The sequence below is a fragment of the Enterococcus italicus DSM 15952 genome, assembly GCF_000185365.1.
Classification (GTDB): Bacteria; Bacillota; Bacilli; order Lactobacillales; family Enterococcaceae; genus Enterococcus_G; species Enterococcus_G italicus.
Genome location: NZ_GL622241.1, coordinates 401,044 through 419,687, shown reverse-complemented (window position 1 = coordinate 419,687; position 18,644 = coordinate 401,044). Strand labels below are relative to the sequence as shown.

At 41.7% G+C, this 18,644-nt stretch carries 16 protein-coding genes, 1 pseudogene and 1 other annotated feature; of the genes and pseudogenes, 13 read left to right on the top strand and 4 right to left on the bottom strand.

Features of this window, described 5'->3' with window-relative positions:
* Positions 1 to 24: 24 nt before the first annotated feature.
* A pseudogene (locus HMPREF9088_RS02005) lies at positions 25 to 452 on the bottom strand (transposase); the annotation flags it as partial.
* A 234-nt stretch (positions 453 to 686) separates the two neighbouring features.
* On the opposite strand from HMPREF9088_RS02005, the gene fic reads away from it, so the two are divergent.
* Positions 687 to 1,295 (top strand): protein adenylyltransferase Fic, encoded by a 609-nt coding sequence (fic, locus tag HMPREF9088_RS02000; protein ID WP_007207442.1) that lies wholly within the window; start codon positions 687 to 689, stop codon positions 1,293 to 1,295.
* A 10-nt stretch (positions 1,296 to 1,305) separates the two neighbouring features.
* Positions 1,306 to 1,614, top strand: a complete 309-nt coding sequence (locus HMPREF9088_RS01995) for a hypothetical protein (RefSeq protein ID WP_040366095.1) — start codon at positions 1,306 to 1,308, stop codon at positions 1,612 to 1,614.
* Positions 1,615 to 2,011: 397 nt separating this feature from the next.
* On the opposite strand, the gene HMPREF9088_RS01990 is transcribed toward HMPREF9088_RS01995, so the two are convergent.
* Entirely contained in the window at positions 2,012 to 3,076 is a 1,065-nt protein-coding gene (locus HMPREF9088_RS01990; protein ID WP_007207439.1) for an iron-containing alcohol dehydrogenase family protein, read from the bottom strand.
* A gap of 1 nt (position 3,077) precedes the next feature.
* On the bottom strand, positions 3,078 to 4,013 hold the full coding sequence (locus tag HMPREF9088_RS01985; RefSeq protein WP_071859031.1) for a bile acid:sodium symporter family protein: 936 nt from the start codon (positions 4,011 to 4,013) through the stop codon (positions 3,078 to 3,080).
* Between the two features lie 533 nt (positions 4,014 to 4,546).
* Positions 4,547 to 4,761 (top strand) — a binding site (T-box leader).
* Positions 4,762 to 4,805: 44 nt separating this feature from the next.
* Here HMPREF9088_RS01985 and HMPREF9088_RS01980 point away from each other — a divergent pair.
* From HMPREF9088_RS01980 to HMPREF9088_RS01940, 9 genes are all read left to right on the top strand, one after another.
* Entirely contained in the window at positions 4,806 to 6,119 is a 1,314-nt protein-coding gene (locus tag HMPREF9088_RS01980; RefSeq protein WP_007207437.1) for an MmgE/PrpD family protein, read from the top strand.
* Between the two features lie 3 nt (positions 6,120 to 6,122).
* On the top strand, positions 6,123 to 7,490 hold the full coding sequence (gene purB, locus HMPREF9088_RS01975) for an adenylosuccinate lyase (protein WP_007207436.1): 1,368 nt from the start codon (positions 6,123 to 6,125) through the stop codon (positions 7,488 to 7,490).
* A 3-nt stretch (positions 7,491 to 7,493) separates the two neighbouring features.
* Entirely contained in the window at positions 7,494 to 7,988 is a 495-nt protein-coding gene (locus HMPREF9088_RS01970) for a GNAT family N-acetyltransferase (protein ID WP_007207435.1), read from the top strand.
* A gap of 4 nt (positions 7,989 to 7,992) precedes the next feature.
* On the top strand, positions 7,993 to 8,802 hold the full coding sequence (locus tag HMPREF9088_RS01965; protein WP_007207434.1) for an amino acid ABC transporter substrate-binding protein: 810 nt from the start codon (positions 7,993 to 7,995) through the stop codon (positions 8,800 to 8,802).
* A gap of 11 nt (positions 8,803 to 8,813) precedes the next feature.
* Positions 8,814 to 9,485 (top strand): amino acid ABC transporter permease, encoded by a 672-nt coding sequence (locus HMPREF9088_RS01960; RefSeq protein WP_007207433.1) that lies wholly within the window; start codon positions 8,814 to 8,816, stop codon positions 9,483 to 9,485.
* A gap of 10 nt (positions 9,486 to 9,495) precedes the next feature.
* Positions 9,496 to 10,242 carry an amino acid ABC transporter ATP-binding protein gene (locus HMPREF9088_RS01955; protein WP_007207432.1) on the top strand — a complete coding sequence of 249 codons (747 nt, stop codon included), beginning with the start codon at positions 9,496 to 9,498 and terminating at the stop codon, positions 10,240 to 10,242.
* Between the two features lie 15 nt (positions 10,243 to 10,257).
* Entirely contained in the window at positions 10,258 to 11,397 is a 1,140-nt protein-coding gene (locus HMPREF9088_RS01950) for an amidohydrolase (RefSeq protein WP_007207431.1), read from the top strand.
* Positions 11,398 to 11,765: 368 nt separating this feature from the next.
* Complete coding sequence (locus HMPREF9088_RS01945) at positions 11,766 to 13,079, top strand: NCS2 family permease (protein WP_040366093.1); 1,314 nt, start codon at positions 11,766 to 11,768, stop codon at positions 13,077 to 13,079.
* Between the two features lie 149 nt (positions 13,080 to 13,228).
* Positions 13,229 to 14,425, top strand: a complete 1,197-nt coding sequence (locus tag HMPREF9088_RS01940) for a trans-sulfuration enzyme family protein (protein ID WP_040366091.1) — start codon at positions 13,229 to 13,231, stop codon at positions 14,423 to 14,425.
* A gap of 198 nt (positions 14,426 to 14,623) precedes the next feature.
* Here HMPREF9088_RS01940 and HMPREF9088_RS01935 read toward each other — a convergent pair whose 3' ends face one another.
* Entirely contained in the window at positions 14,624 to 15,505 is an 882-nt protein-coding gene (locus HMPREF9088_RS01935) for a LysR family transcriptional regulator (RefSeq protein ID WP_007207428.1), read from the bottom strand.
* A gap of 116 nt (positions 15,506 to 15,621) precedes the next feature.
* Between HMPREF9088_RS01935 and HMPREF9088_RS01930 the strand changes: the two genes are divergently transcribed.
* Both HMPREF9088_RS01930 and HMPREF9088_RS01925 read left to right on the top strand, forming a co-directional pair.
* Complete coding sequence (locus HMPREF9088_RS01930) at positions 15,622 to 17,262, top strand: malolactic enzyme (protein ID WP_007207427.1); 1,641 nt, start codon at positions 15,622 to 15,624, stop codon at positions 17,260 to 17,262.
* Between the two features lie 69 nt (positions 17,263 to 17,331).
* A partial coding sequence (locus HMPREF9088_RS01925; protein WP_007207426.1) for a 2-hydroxycarboxylate transporter family protein occupies positions 17,332 to 18,644 on the top strand: 1,313 nt, incomplete at its 3' end.

The following is an 18,644-nucleotide window of genomic DNA, read 5'->3' as shown; positions in this document are numbered from 1 at the left end:
TATTTTTTAAGGAAGAAGGATATCGAATTCTTCTGTTACGGCCTCTTCAAGCGCAGCTCCACTAGGCTTTTCCCTTGTTTTGTAGTAATACGTCTGACGGGAGATGTTTAACAATTTGCACATCGCTGATATGGAGTATTTGTGCTTATTGGCATCAATTACTTGTCTTTTCGTCCGAATATCAGCGCAGCTTGCTTTAAACTATCATTCTCCATCTCAAGTTGTTGGTTTTGTTTGCGTAAGGCTATAAGCTCTTTTTCCGTTGGGGTCAGATTATCGGCTTCTTTGAATGAACCTGTCTTTTTTGCCTGACGGACCCATTTGTCAAAAGACGATGGTGTTAGTTCATATTCTCTGATGATGTCGGCTCTTGGTTTTCCAGAGTTTAGTAAATCGACCATTTGTTGTTTAAATTCTTGCGTATAGGTTCTGCTTTCTCTTCTTTGCGACATAAAATGATTCCTCCAGTGTGTTTTCTTATAGTTTACACACCTTATCTTTTCTGTCTAGTTTATTGTAGCCTATCCACGCTTATAAGCAATGATTCTAACACTCCACAAGCAAAACTATTGAATGAAGTTATGCAGCAAATCGTAAGAGTCGTGGAAAGAAATAAGACTGTTAAAAACAGTCAAAAAATGAAATAATAGTACTAGGAAACCTATAGAGTGAAGAGGTGAAGGGATTTGGCTGTACTAGAAAATTTACTTGGAATAGACAACCAAGCGGAACTGGCGAAAGCCGAAGAAAAATTAAGTAAGGTTCGTGCGAAGGAACTTGTGGAAGTAGGCATGATTGATGCGTTTGAAATCGGAACCTTCAAAGGCTTATCACAAATTCATGGCTATCTTTTTCAAGATATCTATCCTTTTGCAGGGCAGATCCGGACAGTCGATTTGGCGAAAGGTCAATTTCGGTTTGCGCCGATCGTTTATCTGAAGCAGGCGTTGTCGCAAATCGAAAAAATGCCCCAAAAAGAGTATGATGATATTATCGGAAAATACGTTGAAATGAACGTCGCACACCCCTTCAGAGAAGGTAATGGACGTGCCACTAGAATTTGGTTCGATCAAATTTTAAAAGCGAACTTGCAGAAAGTTGTGGACTGGAATTTAGTTGATAAAGACGAATATCTGACGGCGATGATCCTTAGTCCAGTCAGCGATCTTCAAATCAAAGAATTGCTGAAAGGCGCTTTGACCGATAAAATCAACGATCATGAGATGTTTTTCAAAGGAATTGACGCTAGTTATTACTATGAAGGTTACACTGAATTTAAAACGAGTGATCTCTAAAGGAGCGAGTTTGATTGAAAAAAAGATGGCTAAGAAAAATTTTTTGCTAGGTCAATCAATGAGAGAATTAATTGACTATGCAGACGATAAAACTGACGGTTTTTTGATTCATAGTTATGAGGACGGTCATGTGGCGCAAGCGCTGAACGAATTGGAATCAGGCGATGTAGCTCGATTTGATTCTTATGAAAATCTTCTTGTGGATTTGAATAAAGATGATCAGCCGAAACGGATTGCTGAACTTGCAAAGAAAACCTCAAACGTGAGGGTTATAGATTTTAATGAAAAATTGGAAGAATGGTTAAGTGAGAACGAATAGCTACTGCTAAAATAAAACGACTCTTTGCCAAATAGTGTTGTTTTAGACAAATCTTGAATAGTTGGTGTTTTGGTACTCTCTTTTTTTATTTAATTTTTTTCAAATCCAACCTATGTGATGTAAATTGAGTACAGTTTTTTATCAATTTGTTTATTTCTGCTTTGATTTTATTGTTAGTTACAGTCCTATTTAATGACATCGCTGTTGGTCTTGTCTTAGCGATTGTCAGTCTACCAAGGAGTAACTATTTTTCTAAGAAAGTATATACAAAAAAATGATCGATTTCTTTTTTGAATCATTTGTTTATGGTAAAAAAATGAGACGGAATGATCCACAACAAAGAGACCATAAAATCCAAAATTTTGAGCAGCAACTTCTGGATTTTATGGTCTTCTTTTTATTGGTATGCTTCGACTGCTAAGATGGCCTCTTTAAACATTTCGCGAGTAATTTCGTATGGTACGTGGACGATGTCGTTGGTTGTCATCGCTTTATCCAAAATCGCATCCAAATCGGTTGTAGTATTTAAGTTCATTTCGTCTAGTGATACGGGTAGTTTGTTTTCTTGCATGAAGCGATAGATGCGTTCAAACAAGGCGTCTTGTTGATCGAGTTTTAGCAAAGCTAATACGCCATAGCTGACAGAAGCTCCGTGGAGGTAGTCCTCCATTTTTTCTAAAACGGTCGTACCGTAATAAAATGAGTGTGCCAAGGCTGAGTTGTAATCATTAATGACTAAGACCGATACGAGTCCAGTAGTTACAATGATATCTGAGACTACTTGTTCGATGGCATAGGAAGGAAGATTATTCGCACTATCTTTCAATGCCTGCGTCCCATATGTGAGTAAGCGTTCAGTACACATTTTACCAATCTGAATGCCTAAGCCATCGGTATAGTTTAATTGATCGCCGCGCGCGGAGAAGCTAGATTCGATTTCTTTGGATAAAGCATCGCCTATGCCGGCCCATAAATATTTGTCGGGGGCTTGGGCAATGATAGCAGTATCGATAAAGGAATGTGTCGGCGGCTTGGTCGGGAAAAATAATCCTTGCATCTCGCCACTTTCTTTATAAATCACGCAGACCGCAGTCACAGGTGAACAGTTAGACCCGATTGTCGGGAAGGTAAAGACTGGTTTGCCTATTTTGTCTGCGACGACTTTGACAGTATCGCAAACTCGTCCGCCACCCACTGCAAAGAGCACATCTGCTTCTTGGACACTGGGAGTTTGGAGTAGTTGGTCGACATTCTCATATGTAGAGTTCCCGCCATACCAAAGCGTGTCAATGACAGTCACTTCATTCGTCAAGTTGGCTTTGATTTTTGATTCAGCTTTTTGAAGGGCTGTTTTTCCGCCAATCATGACGGCTTTTGTGCCGTATGCTTTGACGATTTCATTGATGGCATCGTACGCATCTGTGCCGATAGTGTAGTTTGGTAAAAAAGTTGTTTGCCTCATATTAGTTTCCTTCTTTCTTTGATACGAGATTGGCTAAGATTGGACCAGTGATTTGATGAATGACCATACCGACTGCGGCAGGGGTCACAGCTGCTGCGATCGTCGCAAAGTGAGCATTGGCTAATGAAATCGCCAGACCAGTATTCTTCATGCCTAATTGAAACATGATGGACTTGGCTTGTTTGGCACTCACGCCGAGCATCCTACTAAGGCCATAGCCTGCACCATAGCCGATTAGGTTGTGAAGCAATACAAGTAAGATCACAATCAAGCCAGATTGAACGATCACGGCACCGTTTTTGGCGACTGTTCCTGCGACAATCAAGAGAATACTGACCGAAGAGATTAAGACAAAAGTTTGAAGCCAGCGATCGATGTAGTGATGCATCAAACGATGGACAATTACACCTAAAATAATTGGTAGTAAGACCATTTGCAAGACGGAAAGTAGCATCTGAACAAATGAGATGTCGGTATATTTTCCTGCTAGCAAGTAGGTCAAAAAGGGTGTGACGAGCGTTGCTAGTAGAGTTGAGATAGTCGTCATTGATACGGTCAGTGCAACATCGCCTTTTCCAATGAAGGTCATGACATTGCTAGCGGTGCCACCAGATACTGAGCCAAGTAGGACAAAGCCGATGACTAAGTCAGATGACAGACCGAATAACTGAGCCAGAGCGTATGCGACAAGTGGACTAATCGTAAATTGAAATAAAAGACCAATGATAAAGGCTTTAGGCTGTATGGCTACCATCTTAAAAGCATTAAAATTTAAGGTCATGCCCATACAAAACATAATAATACTTAGTAAATTGGTGATCCGTGGTGGTATCCATAAGAATGGTTGCGGCATGAAGTAGGCGAGAATCATTAAAACAATCATGATATAGATTAGATATTTATTTACAAAGGCAGCAATCATATTGACGGTTTTCATCGCAGGTTTCTTCCTTCCAGATCCTGAGTTAGGATTTAGTAAAATTGGGTATAAAAAAACATTCCATCGAAGAAGACGCCTTCTGAGCGATGTCATGTAATCAATGCTTGAGACAAAAATATTAGTTTGCTACTATTAATTGCTTAGCTATTTCGTTTGTCATGGCATCCATCCTTTTTTGTCAGAAAATTCATATTATTTATGTAATTTCAGTCTACGAAAGTAATTAACAAAAGTCAATGACATTTCAGTTGTCTTTTTAAACAGTATCCATTCACTTCAGTCTGGTGATAAGAGGATGCAAGTAGATAGTGAAGATTGATGTAAAGCGCTTTAAAAAGAATAAATGTCTTCTGGTGCAAAGTTTGCTTTACGAGGATGAGCGCGTGATAGTCATTTTTACTGCTTCGTGTTGTTGGTGTTCCACATTTTTTGAAATATTCTGACTAAAAAGACAATTGGGTATAGAGGATATGTATCGCGGAAGAAATTGTATTTGCGATAGATAAATCTTATAATGTCTGAAATTGAATAGTTACGCGAGGAAGAGAAGAGTATAAGGCACTGTTTTTTTAGAGAGCTTGGTTAGCTGAAAACAAGTAAAGCAGCGACTTAGAAAATGGTCTCAGAGCGTTTGTTTGCGAATGGTTAGCGAGCAACAGATCTGCCTGTTATAGCAGTAGAATTCATTACATGGATTTGACCGAGTAATCAAACGAAGGTGGTACCGCGATATGTCGCCCTTCCAGAATTTTCTGGAAGGGCTTTTTTTTTCGCAACAAGGAGGCAGAAATGAATCGAACCAAACAGTATATGTCAAAATTTAATAAAAACGCTGCTCCTTTTACCGCAGCTGAATATGAGCGGGCAAAGCTAGGTATTACAGATTATTTAGCTGCTAACTTTTCAGCGAAAGATGAACAGGAAATGACGCAGCTCATCCAAGCATTGGGATACGGTGAGGGGGATTCGCTAATTATTGGTAGAGAGGCGACGGCGAGTGCGAGCTTTGCGGCCTTGTATAATGGGCTGCAGACGCATTTGTTAGATATGGATGATGTCCATAGCGAGGTGCGTGGCCATCCGAGTGCGGTGATCTTATCTGCTTTATTTGCCCTTGCTGAGCCGACGACATCGGGGTGTTTATTTCTAGAGAGTTATATCTATGGGATTGAGCTGATGGCGCAGCTTGGTAAATTGGTGAATCCGACGCACTATGAGCAAGGATGGCATAATACGAGCACACTAGGCGGCATGGCTGCTACTGGGTCATTAGCGAAGCTTTTGCAGCTCTCACTTGATGAGCAGTGCCAAGCGATGAGCATCGCAGCGACGCAAGCAGCTGGGTTACGGATGTCATTTGGCACGCCAATTAAGCCGATGCATGCTGGCTTCGCTGCGCGCAATGCGGTCGACAGTATATTATTAGTCAAGGCTGGCTTTCCTGCTCAGACGGACTTTCTCTTTCATCCACAAGGCTTCTTAGCAACGCTGGCACCAAATGTAGAGCTAGCGTCTGTGAGTGACAGAGAAGCACCACAGACTTGGGCAATAAGTGAGCCGGGTCTTTGGATGAAGCGATACCCATTTTGTTCAGCTGCAATGGGCATTGCTGATGCCGCTGAGCAGCTGTATAAAGAGTTACAGGATAAACAGGTGCAAGACGTGGCATTAATCTTTGATCACGGTCGCGATGCAGCCTTGATACATCACCGACCAGAGACCGGTGAGCAAGGGCGCTTTAGTGGGGAGTATGTCGCATGGCTTGGCTTGATGGGTCGTTCGTATGAGGCTGAGGCATTTTCGAAAAAGTCATTAACACCAGATGTGAAGCAAGGCTTGACTTGCGTGACACGCCGCTACCGTAAAGCAGCGACTGGTCAAGGAACAGAACTTAGCGTGACGTTAAAAAATGGTCAAGTACTGACAGCCTGTGTCACACATCCGAAAGGTTCACCTCAAAATCCTTTGACGAAAGAAGAAGTATTAGTAAAATTAGCAAAAAGCAATCCAACGATAAATACCGAAGATTACCAAAAAATTATGAAACGATTCACGGAAACATCCATGACTGAGTTACTGGCATGGATTCATAAAGGAGTGTAAACAATGGGATCACACGTAATTGATTTAGTTATGTTACGAAACAATTTTAGTACTGCTGAGATGCGCGCTATTTGGAATGATGAAGCACGAATTACCAAGCAACTAGCCGTGGAAGCAGCCTTGGCTCAAGCTGAGGGTGAGTTAGGCTTAATTCCCAAAGAGGCAGCGAAAAAAATTGCCAAAGTAGCAAAAGAGACAACCTTTGATATTGCAGCAATTGCTGAACAAGTAGCAGTCTTGAAACATTCATTGATGCCGACCATCAATGCCTTGCAAGCGGCAGCCGGAGACGAGGGGGAATTCGTCCATTATGGTGCGACAACGCAAGATATCGTTGACACAGGGACGGTCTTACAGTTAAAGGATGCCTACAACATTGTTCTGCGTGATACGCAAGTCGTATTTGAAAAATTGGCAAAACTGGCAAAGCACTACCAAAACGTCCCTATGGTTGGACGGACGCATGGTATGCAAGCTTTACCGATTACGTTTGGCTACAAACTAGCGATTTGGGTGGATGAATTTGGTCGTCATCTTGAACGCCTGCACGAAATAAAAGAGCGTGTCTTTACTGGCAATATCAACGGTGCGGTGGGGTCATACGCAAGCTTTGGACCAAAAGGAAGCGAAGTGGAACGCCAAACACTGGCAATTCTAGACTTGAATGCTCCAACCATTGGCTGGCAATCTAGCCGTGACCGTTTTTCTGAGTATGCTTCAGTCATTGGTTTGATTAGTGCTACCTTAGGGAAAATTGGCAACGAATTTTACAACTTGATGCGCACGGAAATCAATGAAATTGAAGAACCTTTTTCAAAAGGCAAGATTGGTTCATCAACCATGCCTCATAAGCGCAATCCAGCAGCCTTTGAAGGATTGGCTAGTCTAACACCACCAGTCTTAAAGAGTGTGGCTTTAATCCATGAATCCATGCACGTTGAGCATGAGCGTGATGCGATGTCTTGGCGACAAGAATGGGTCGCATTGCCTGAGATGAATGCGTATGTATCCGCGCAATTAGCGATTTTAGCGAATGTCTTGGATGGATTACAAGTCAAAGAAGCAGTCATGGCCCGGAATCTAGAAAAGCAACATGGTCTATTGCTATCTGAAAAAGTCATGTTTGAAGTCGGGCAAAAACTAGGCAAACAAACGGCACATCACTTAGTCTATGAATGTGCGATGACGTCATTTGAAGAAGAGCGACCATTTATTGATACGTTATTCGAACAAGCAGCCATCGCTGACACATACGCTCGAGCGGAAGTTGAACAATGGCTAGATCCGACACAATACACGGGCTTATGTGCAGACAAAGTAGATGAAGTCTTGGCGGCATGGCAAACAAAAGGCTTTTTGAAGGAAGGTTAAGGGATGACAGAATTTCGATTGATTCCGCCCAGTGAGTACCGTCAGTACTATGAGGTGCTTCATGAAGGCTATCAAAGCGTGAAGCAGTATCCGATTAGTTTTGATGCTGCGGACACAGATGAAGCTGAGGCGAAAGAGTGGCTAAGCAACCATCCTACTTATGGACTATATGAAGAGACCGTCTTGGTCAGTGCGGTATCGTTACGAATGCCGTGGGGGAACTTGCCAGGGCCGAGCGGTGTGCCACATATCGGCCGCATTGTTACTCATCCTAACTATAAAGGGCGAGGCTATGCAAAGAAGCTGTTCCATCAGTTGGAGCAAGAAGTATTAATCCAGCAATTGCGCACGCCTAGAGTTACATTAGGGACGGCGAGTACCCATCCTTGGTTGAAAAAAATGTACGAGCAATTAGGTTTTGAAGCGTTTGATCAGGTACAATTACCGAACAAACAGCATGTGACGATCTATTTTGAAAAAAATTATAAAGGGGAATAGAAATATGAAAAAACGTTTTGGTTATATAATCAGTTTGGCAGCAGCATTGGTGGTCTTTTCAGCTTGCTCTTCAAGCAACAATTCTAGTGATTCATCAAGTAGCACGACCAGTGAAGAGAAAGTCTTAAAAGTCGGTAGCACGGGTCAAAGTTATCCGAACGGGTACAAAGAAAACGATAAACTAGTCGGCTTTGATGTGGAAGTCTTAGAAACCATTGCCAAAGATTTAGGCTACAAGGTAGAGTGGACAACGACCGACTTTAGTGGACTCATGGCGCAACTTGAATCAGGAAAATTAGACACGGTAGCCAATGCTGTAGCGATGACGGATGAACGAAAAGAAACCTACAACTTCGCTGATCCATATAGTTACTATGGTGCCCAAATCGTAACAAGCACCAAAAATACTGATATTAACTCATTAGACGACTTAAAAGGAAAAACGGTCGCTGGGGTCTTAGGATCAAACAACTTAAAAAACTTGCAAGCCTATGATAAAAATGGCGATATTACGATCCGTACGTACGAAACACGTGATGGTGCATTGCAAGATGCAGTGAATAATCGTGTCGATGGCTACATCAACTCTCGTCCAATCTTAGCGGCTGAAATCAAAAAGAGCAATCTGGCTCTAAAATATGTAGGTGACCCAATTGCCTATGAATCAGTAAGCTTCCCATTTGCAAAAACGGAAGTAGGTAGTAAGTTAGCGAAAGAATTTTCAACAGAAATCAAAAAATTACGTGAATCTGGCAAATTAAAAGAACTATCAGAAAAATACTTTGGTGAAGATATTACAGAAGAAACCAAGTAACGGAGGTTACTATGAAATTTGATGTGAACTATATGTTGGAAGTCTTTCCTTCCATCGTCTCTTATGTACCGACAACCTTAATGCTTTCGATTATTTCGATGTTTTTTGCGGTGATTATCGGGTTAGTCATTGCGCTGTTAAAGCGCAGTGAAATCCCCGGACTTACGCAATTTGCAACGCTGTACATTTCATTGTTTCGGGGCATGCCAACTTTGGTTCAATTATTTATTATTTACTATGGCTTGCCGCAGATTTTCCCAGAAATGTCTAATCTACAAGCTAGCCAAGCTGCGATTATCGGCTTTAGCTTGAAGGAGTCTTCCTATCTGGCTGAAATTTTCCGGGCGGCACTTGGATCGGTCGATAAAGGGCAGATGGAAGCAGGATTAGCTGTAGGGATGAAGAAAGTCAAAATCTATACGCGTATCATTTTACCGCAGGCAGCTGTGAATGCCTTACCCGCGACAGGAAATACCTTTATTTCTTTGATCAAAGAAAGTTCATTGGCGTTTACTCTAGGAATTACCGAGCTATTTGCAGAGGGGAAAATGTTAGCCGCAGCTTCGTTACGATTTTTTGAAACGTATTTAGTCGTGGGGTTAGTCTATTGGGGCTTAATTATTATTTACTCTTTCTTCCAACGACTAGTAGAGAAAGCCTTGAGTAAACCATACGTACGATAGGAGTATACATATGATAGAAATCAACCAACTAGAAAAATATTTTGGCGACAAACATGTCTTAAAAAATATTAATTTGTTGATAGAGACAGGTGAAGTGGTCGCAATCATTGGTCCTTCTGGTTCAGGAAAGTCAACCTTGTTACGATGCTTGAACCTACTAGAAAGCCCCAATAGTGGCCATATCACCGTCAACGATCGACAAGTAGATACAAGCAAAATCAGTCGCAAAGAGGCGTATAGCTTGCGGCAAGAGACAGCGATGGTCTTCCAACACTATAATCTATTTCGTAACAAAACAGCACTCCAAAATGTTACGGAGTCACTCATCGCCAATAAAAAAATGAAAAAAAGCGAAGCCAATGCACGGGGCTTAGAGTTGTTGCAACGAGTCGGCTTAGCTGATCAAGCACAGCAATACCCGATTACACTATCAGGTGGTCAACAGCAACGGGTCAGCATTGCCCGAGCCTTAGCGGTGCATCCATATGCTTTGTTGTTTGATGAACCGACCTCAGCGTTGGATCCGGAATTGGTGAATGAAGTATTGCAAGTTATTCGTGAATTGGCAACACAAAGCATGACAATGGTGATTGTCACACACGAAATGCAATTTGCACGTGAAGTGGCCGATCGCATTATTTTTATGGAAGATGGCGAGTTGATTGTTGAAGGAACACCTGATGAAGTGTTTGCTGATTCAAGCAATCCTCGCTTGCGCCAGTTTTTAAGTCAAGTCCATACTACACCTCAAGTCTAAAAAGGAGCGAATGAAATGAGTCAATTAACGAATTTAGAAGAATTTTTAATTAATCATCGCCGTGAATTGCACCGTCATCCTGAACTATCCAACCAAGAATTCAAGACGACGGAAAAAATCCGACATGTCCTAGAAGAGCATGATGTCGAAGTGTTACCAGTTGATTTGCCGACCGGTGTCTTTGCACGGATTGAAGGTGGCAAGCCTGGGCCGACAGTTGCGTTACGCTCAGATATTGATGCTTTACCAATTATAGAAAAATCAGGTGTCGAATATGTCTCAGAGAACCCTGGCGTGATGCATGCATGTGGTCACGATTTTCATATTTCCGTCATTCTCGGCGCCACTCTTAAATTAAATGAAAAAAAAGCTGACTTAGCCGGTACGTTGATCGTTCTTTTCCAACCAGCAGAAGAGACGGGTGTCGGAGCACGCTCGGTCATTGAAGCGGGTGTCTTGAGCGATGTTTCCGCCATCTTTGGCTTCCATAATGATCCATCTTTACCAGTCGGAGCATTAGGTACGAAAAGCGGTGCGCTCACTGCGGCAGTCGATCGCTTTGTTATCACTGTCAAAGGAGCCGGCGCACATGGAGCGAAGCCGAATGAAGGAAAAGATCCGATTATTGTGGTCTCTCAAATCGTTCAAGCGTTCCAAACAATTATTAGTCGGAATTTGACGCCAGACTCACATGCGGTAGTCAGCATCACTCAAATTCATAGCGGGAATACGTGGAACGTGATTCCAGAAGAAGCGATGTTAGAAGGAACTGTGCGGACATTTAGCCGAGAAAATCGTGCATTAGCCGAAAAACGTATTCGGACGATTTTAGAAGGAATCGCGGTAACAAATGAAGTCGATATCGAGTTGGAATGGTTTGGCAATTGTCCATCAGTGATGAATGACAAAGAGTGGACGGACTTAGCTTTAGACGTCTCTAAATCAGTCGGCTATGATACGCGAGTGATTCCTGAGATGGCTATTGGGGAAGACTTTGCGTATTATCAAGAAGAAATTCCGGGCTGTTTTGTAATGATTGGGTCAGGTGGACCGTACGAACTCCACGACCCACGCTTTATAGTCGATGACAAAGCACTCTATCCAGCAGTCGAATACTTCGTCGCACTGCTTTCCTCAGTGCTAAACGAAGGATGAGTCAAAGGCGATTAGCTCTGAGCAATATGTTCGGAAATGCCAAAAATTGAATGACCAATTTTTGAGCATTTCAGACATATTGATGAAAGAGGTGCCTTTGACCACCGTTAATAGAGGATAAGTCAAAGGCGATTAGCTCTGAGCAATATGTTCGGAAATGCCAAAAATTGAATGACCAATTTTTGAGCATTTCAGACATATTGATGAAAGAGGTGCCTTTGACCACCGTTAATTCATAGTTAAAAGAGTGTGACAGATGTTTGTCACACTCTCTTTGTTTGTAGAGGTTTACAGGCTTAACAGATTACGCTATGATATACGCGGCAATGGAAAGTTTTTTTAGAAAAGAAGGTAGTTGGAGGATGAGAATGAAAGAAAAAGTGTCACATTATTTTGAGTTACAATCGTTACACACGACGGTACGAACGGAAGTCTTAGCAGGTTTTACGACGTTTATTTCAATGGCGTATATTTTGTTTGTAAATCCTAGCGTGCTAGGAGCTTCAGGAATGGATCAAGGCGCTGTATTTACGGCGACCGCCTTGGCCAGTGCCTTAGGAAGTATTTTAATGGGTGTCTATGCCAAATACCCGATTGCAACGGCTCCGGCATTAGGAATCAATGCCTTTTTCGCTTATTCAGTATGTGTAGGGATGGGCGTACCATGGGAGACCGCTCTAGCTGGTGTTTTTATTGCTTCGGTATTGTTTATTTTTATCACTATTTTTAAGTTACGAGAATTAATTATTCAAGCGATTCCGACTGATTTAAAATTTGCTATCTCTGGTGGGATTGGACTATTTATCGCTTTTCTAGGATTGAATGAAGGTGGAATTATTGTTGCCAATGATTCGACATTAGTTGGACTAGGATCGTTGAGTGTGGGGACGACGTGGTTGACCATTTTTGGCTTGACGGTGACCGCCATTTTGATGATTCGCAAAGTTCCCGGTGGTGTCTTTATTGGGATGGTCGCAACGACTGTACTCGGATTATTGACCGGCTTGATTCAAGCTCCGACACAAATCATGTCGGCTGCACCAAGTTTAAAGCCTACCTTTTTCGTCGCACTAAAGCACGTTGGAGATATTAACAGTGTACAGCTATGGGTTGTCGTGCTGACTTTTTTACTTGTGACCTTTTTTGATACGGCAGGTACCCTTGTTGGTCTGGCTAATCAAGCTGGTTTTATAAAAGATAATCAAATGCCTCGGGTAGGTAAAGCTCTAGCAGCTGATTCTACTGCGATGTTAGCAGGCTCGTTATTTGGTACTTCGCCAGTCGGGGCCTATGTCGAATCTTCTTCTGGTATAGCTGTTGGCGGACGATCAGGTCTGACGGCTGTGATGACAGGCATTCTGTTTCTTTTGAGTTTGTTCTTTTCTCCGCTATTATCCGTCGTGACGTCACAAGTCACTGCACCGGCCTTGATAGTCGTGGGTGTCTTAATGGCGCAGTCATTGAAAAACATTCATTGGGAATCAATGGAGATTGCGATTCCCGCCTTTTTAATTCTCTTGGGTATGCCGTTAACATATAGTATTTCTGATGGTATCGCCTTAGGATTTATCTTTTATCCAATCACGATGATTGCTGCAAAACGTGGCAAAGAAGTTTCACCAGTCATGTATGCTTTGTTCTTCGTCTTTGTAGGATTCATGTGGATTTTAAATGTTGCATAAGTAACTGAGCGAGAGCTCAGTTTACTTTTTTTGCAAAAAAGTAGGTTTTATTATTTGGCAATCAACTTTAACTATTACCCAACAGAAAAAGTGAATGCTACAATCGGTAGCAACAATTGATAGCTGCAATCAGAAAAGAGGGGAACGCAATGGCAAAAAAAGAAGATGATTTTCAGGAATATGGGATAAATACGCGAGCAGTCCATACAGGGAATGGCTACGATCAAGAGACGGGTGCTGTCCGCCGACCATTGCATATGGCGAATAGTTTTAAATTGCCGGATGACTTATCGCAAGTAAATTATTCCTCAACGGATCTACTAATGTATTCTCGTAATGGCAATCCCAATCAGCAATGGCTCGAGCAAAAAGTGGCGTCATTGCACGGAGCAGATGATGCCATTGTCCTGGGAAGTGGTGTTGGGGCATTGCATGCTTTATTTTGGACACTATTAAAGACGGGTGACCATGTCGTCTATCCTAAGGTGAGTTATATGGCTGTGTATCGTTTGTTTCATGAGTTATTTCGAGAAAAATTTGGTGTGCAGACAGAGATGGTTGATATGACTGACCTAGCTGCTGTAGAAAAAGTAGTCAAAGACGGGACTCGTTTGATCCATATTGAAACGCCTGATAATCCAGTGAATGGTGTGACGGATATTGCCGCAATCGCTGAAATTGCCCATACGCATGGGGCCTTATTATCGGTGGATAATACCTTCGCATCACCATACAATCAACATCCATTGGCACTGGGAGCAGATTTTGTCGTGGAGTCGCTGACCAAATTCATTAATGGTCATGGCGATGCACAAGGAGGAGCTATCTTTTCAAATAACTTAGCTGAGATGGATAGAATACGCTATGAGGCACAGGTCAATGTTGGAGCAATCATCAGTCCATTTAATGCGTGGCAAATTTTTAGAGGAGCGTCGACTTTTCCGATGAGGATGGAGCGAATCAATACGACAACATTGCAGCTTGCTCAGTGGTTGGAACAAAGACAAGGTGTGACCTTTGTCTCATATCCGGGATTAAAGAACAATCCAGGTTATGAGACTGCCAAAAAGCAAATGCAGAATGGCTTTGGTGGTGTCATCTCATTTGGTATTGATGCCGATGATAAAACGGTCGAGCGCTTTTGCGCCGCTTTAAAGATTATTACCTTCGCGGTGTCATTAGGACATGATGAAAGCCTAATTTTTCCGCAGCCATCTTATGATGAACGCATTAGACTTTACCCACCGCAATTTCAAAACGGGTTTATTCGTTTTAGTGTTGGTTTAGAAGATGTCGCCGACTTGATTGCTGATTTAGATCAGGCGTTGAAAGTGATTGGGCTCTAAAAGAGGTTGAGACAGAATGATTTAGCTACATACAAAAAGCCAGAACATCCGGAAGTTGTGTCGCAAACTTTTTGGGTGTTCTGGATTTTTACATTTAGCAACTCACTATACAATAAGTCAAAAATCCTCAAAAATTTGAGGGGCAATTTTCGGACTTTTCAAGCTTATCGCTCGGAGCAAAACGTAATTGTCATAACCTTAAAATGCAAAGGTTTCGACTGTGGTGGCGATTTTTTCTTGGATACTGGTCAGCAAGATATTTTCTGATTGCACCAATGAAATATAAAAACGTGGTTGAACAGAATCCGAAAGAGGGATGGCGACAAGGTCATCGGTTTGATCTAAGGCAATTTCAGTCAAAAAGCCGATGCCGATTTGTTCTTTCAGCATGCCTTTTAAAATATTGAGGTCATCGGTTTTATATAAAATTTTTGGCTGAAACGAGACTTGGTCGGACAGTTGCTCAAAAGCCACCGCATGGACATAGTGTTCATTGAAAAGCACGAAATTTTCTTCTGTCAATTCAGCAAATGAGACCGATTGCTTCTGTGCGAGTGGATGACGAGGACTAACGACAATCATGAAAGGCTTACTGGTCAAGACTTTAGCGACTAAGTGTGCATGGACAATTTTGTTTAAAGAGCCAATAAGAGCCATATCGACGCGGCCATCTTTTAGTAGTTGTAGCATGTCTTGTGAGCCACCACTGACAATCGTCACTTGATCCATGACTTTTTTTTGCAAAAGATCAACTGAAATTTTAGGGAAATAGTGATTGCCAATAATTGGCGGCAAGCCAAGCACAATTTTTTGATTTTGAAGGCGATGAATTTTGACGCGAGCAGTCTTTAGTTCATTCAAGACAACAGCAATGTGTGCATCCAAAAGCTTGCCTGATTCAGTAATCTGGATGGCGTGATGTGTTTGATCGCGAATGATCAATTGTGTCTGTAGTTCTTCTTCAAGTCGCTTCACGGCATAGGTGATGGTCGGCTGGCTGACGTGTAACAATTGCGCGACTTTGGTAAAGCTTGTCAATTTAACTAAATGATGAAAGTATTCCAAATCTTTTAGGTTCATGATGCTAGCACCTTCTCTTACATATAAATAAAATTTATTATAACTCGTGGTTTTGACTATATCAAATCGCAGGTACTATACTGCATATGTCAAAAACAATTTAGGAGGAATTTCACATGTTAACAGGATTAAATCGCTTAAACAACCCATTTTTAAATAAAGGGACAGCTTTTACAGCCGAAGAAAGAAAGGCATACAAATTGACTGGTATGTTACCTTCTACAGTGCAAACATTAGCAGAACAAACGACACAAGCTTATAATCAATTTTTAAGCAAACCATCAAATTTAGAAAAACGTATCTTCTTGATGAATTTGTTTAATACAAATCGTACATTATTCTTCAAATTAATGGACGAACATTTGGTAGAATTTATGCCTATCGTGTATGATCCAGTTGTTGCAGATTCAATCGAACAATACAATGAACTATTTTTAAAACCACAAGACGCAGCGTTCTTATCAATTGATCGTCCTGAAGATATTAAAGAAAGCTTACTTAACGCTGCAGATGGCCGTGACATTCGTCTGATCGTTGCGACAGATGCTGAAGGAATCTTAGGTATGGGTGACTGGGGTGTCAATGGTGTTGATATCGCGATTGGTAAATTAATGGTGTACACAGCCGCTGCAGGAATTAATCCAGCACAAGTGTTGCCAGTTTCAATCGATGCCGGAACAAATAATAAAGAATTATTAGCGAACCCACTTTATTTAGGTAACCGTCATGAACGTGTCGAAGGAGACCGTTACTATGACTTTATTGATCAATTTGTAGAAGCAAGCACAACATTATTCCCTGAATTATTGCTTCACTGGGAAGACTTCGGTCGTGGCAATGCAGCTAACATTCTTTCAAACTACGAAGACAAAATTACTACATTCAATGATGACATTCAAGGAACTGGGATTGTTGTATTAGCTGGTGTGTTAGGTGGTTTAAATATTTCTAATGAAGAATTAAAAGATCAAACTATCTTAACTTATGGTGCAGGTACGGCAGGTGTAGGGATTGCCAATATTTTACTGGATGAAATGATTCGTCAAGGAGTACCAGCTGAAGAAGCAAGAAAACATTTCTACCAAGTCGACAAACAAGGTCTTTTATTTGAAGATACAGAAGGATTGACTCCTGGCCAAATTCCATTTGCTAGAAAACGTGCAGAATTTGAAGCAAGCGAAGAATTAACAAGCTTAGAAGCAGTTGTTCGTGCAATCCACCCAACAATCATGATTGGTACATCTACTCAACCAGGTACATTTACGGAAGCTATCGTTAAAGAAATGGCTAGCCACACACCTCGTCCAATCATTATGCCATTATCGAACCCAACAAAATTGGCCGAAGCAAAAGCAGCTGATTTAATTGCTTGGACCGATGGGAAAGCATTAGTTGGTACAGGTATTCCAGCCAGCGACGTTGAGTACAATGGCGTGACTTACCAAATTGGTCAAGCAAACAACGCGTTGATGTATCCAGGACTTGGCTTAGGCTTGATTGCATCGACTGCAACTCGTGTCAATGCAGAAATCATCTCTAAAGCGAGCCGCGCTCTTGGTGGTATTGTCGATGTAACAAAACCAGGCGCAGCTATCTTGCCTCCAATCAGCAAAATCACAAAATTCTCTGAAACAATCGCAGAAGTTGTTGCCCAATCTGTCGTTGATCAAAAACTAAATCGTGAAGAAATCAAAGATGTTCACGAAGCAGTCCAAGCAGCAAAATGGACACCAACTTACGAAGAACAAAACCAATAAGAAAGAATTTGAGGAGCCAAAAGCAGGCAACTGTTTTTGGCCGCCCCTCATTGAAAGGGATGGAAACAAGTGTCACACGAAAAAGAGGGAACTGCGGAAACAACGCAAAAAAACAGTTTTTGGTCAACGAAGATCACCGGTATCTCCTTGCCACTGTATTTGCTGATCGTGCTTATTTTAATTGTTACCATGGCTTTAGGAAAATTACCTAAAGGCATTTTGGGACCATTGGCTGTCTTGGTGATTTTTGGGAATTTGTTCCATTTCTTAGGAAATAAAATTCCAATCATCAAAAGCTACCTAGGTGGTGGTTCTGTCTTTGCAATTTTTGCTTCTGCGGCGTTGGCAACATTTAACATTTTGCCGCATGCGGTGTTACAAGATACATCTAATTTTATTAACAACATGGGCTTTTTAGATTTTTATATTGCCGCATTGATTACTGGTAGTATTTTAGGAATGGATCGGGACACACTTATTAAAGCATCTGTTCGCTTTATTCCAGTGGCGTTAATTGCGATGGTTAGCTCATTCTTTGCAGTTGGTTTTGTGGGGATGTTAATTGGTAATGGCTTTGGTAATTCGGTCCTATATATTTCACTCCCAGCGATGGCTGGTGGAGTTGGTGCGGGTGCGGTGCCATTGTCTTCTATCTATGCGCATGTCTTAGGCACTGATGCATCACAAGTGATTTCACGTTTAATTCCAGCGACAGCTATGACCAATGTATTAGCTATTATTGGAGCAGCCTTGCTTGCTCGAGCAGGTGAATCAAAACCTGGTTTCTCTGGTCAAGGTAAATTAGTCAAAACGGGTAGCCTGGGCGATGCCTCTGCTCGTGAATTGAAATTGAATATCCCACAATTTGGTGTGGGCTTAATGGTTGCTATGTCCTTTTTCATGTTAGGCCAGATCGCTAATTACTTTGCACCCAAAGTTCATGCCTATGCCTTCATGATTATTATCGTAGTATTGTGTAAAGTCTTTAACATCTTACCAAAATACTACGAGGATGCTGCAGTGATGTTCAACCAATTAGTAGTCAAAAACTTAACTGCTGCTGTATTAGCCGGTATAGGGATGGCTTTATTAAACTTAAATGTCTTAGTTGCTTCATTGACTTGGCAGTTTGTGGTGCTATGTCTAGTGAGTGTTATCAGTATTTCTGTTGTAGCAGGCTTTGTCGGTCGTCTTTTTGGCCTTTATCCAGTCGAAGCTTCTATCACGGCAGGTTTTTGTAACAACTCAATGGGCGGTACCGGAAATGTCGCTGTCCTATCTGCCTCAAAACGGATGGAACTCATTGCATTCGCGCAAATGGGAAATCGTCTAGGCGGTGCGATTGTCTTAATCATATCCGGATTTATCATGCAACTCTTCTC

What these genes read in the sequence shown, in the direction of transcription:
- HMPREF9088_RS01990 (WP_007207439.1), bottom strand. Translation starts at nt 3,076, where the DNA reads ATGAGGCAAACAACTTTTTTACCAAACTACACTATCGGCACAGATGCG.
- HMPREF9088_RS01985 (WP_071859031.1), bottom strand. Translation starts at nt 4,013, where the DNA reads ATGAAAACCGTCAATATGATTGCTGCCTTTGTAAATAAATATCTAATC.
- HMPREF9088_RS01980 (WP_007207437.1), top strand. Translation starts at nt 4,806, where the DNA reads ATGAATCGAACCAAACAGTATATGTCAAAATTTAATAAAAACGCTGCT.
- purB (WP_007207436.1), top strand. Translation starts at nt 6,123, where the DNA reads ATGGGATCACACGTAATTGATTTAGTTATGTTACGAAACAATTTTAGT.
- HMPREF9088_RS01970 (WP_007207435.1), top strand. Translation starts at nt 7,494, where the DNA reads ATGACAGAATTTCGATTGATTCCGCCCAGTGAGTACCGTCAGTACTAT.
- HMPREF9088_RS01965 (WP_007207434.1), top strand. Translation starts at nt 7,993, where the DNA reads ATGAAAAAACGTTTTGGTTATATAATCAGTTTGGCAGCAGCATTGGTG.
- HMPREF9088_RS01960 (WP_007207433.1), top strand. Translation starts at nt 8,814, where the DNA reads ATGAAATTTGATGTGAACTATATGTTGGAAGTCTTTCCTTCCATCGTC.
- HMPREF9088_RS01955 (WP_007207432.1), top strand. Translation starts at nt 9,496, where the DNA reads ATGATAGAAATCAACCAACTAGAAAAATATTTTGGCGACAAACATGTC.
- HMPREF9088_RS01950 (WP_007207431.1), top strand. Translation starts at nt 10,258, where the DNA reads ATGAGTCAATTAACGAATTTAGAAGAATTTTTAATTAATCATCGCCGT.
- HMPREF9088_RS01945 (WP_040366093.1), top strand. Translation starts at nt 11,766, where the DNA reads ATGAAAGAAAAAGTGTCACATTATTTTGAGTTACAATCGTTACACACG.
- HMPREF9088_RS01940 (WP_040366091.1), top strand. Translation starts at nt 13,229, where the DNA reads ATGGCAAAAAAAGAAGATGATTTTCAGGAATATGGGATAAATACGCGA.
- HMPREF9088_RS01935 (WP_007207428.1), bottom strand. Translation starts at nt 15,505, where the DNA reads ATGAACCTAAAAGATTTGGAATACTTTCATCATTTAGTTAAATTGACA.
- HMPREF9088_RS01930 (WP_007207427.1), top strand. Translation starts at nt 15,622, where the DNA reads ATGTTAACAGGATTAAATCGCTTAAACAACCCATTTTTAAATAAAGGG.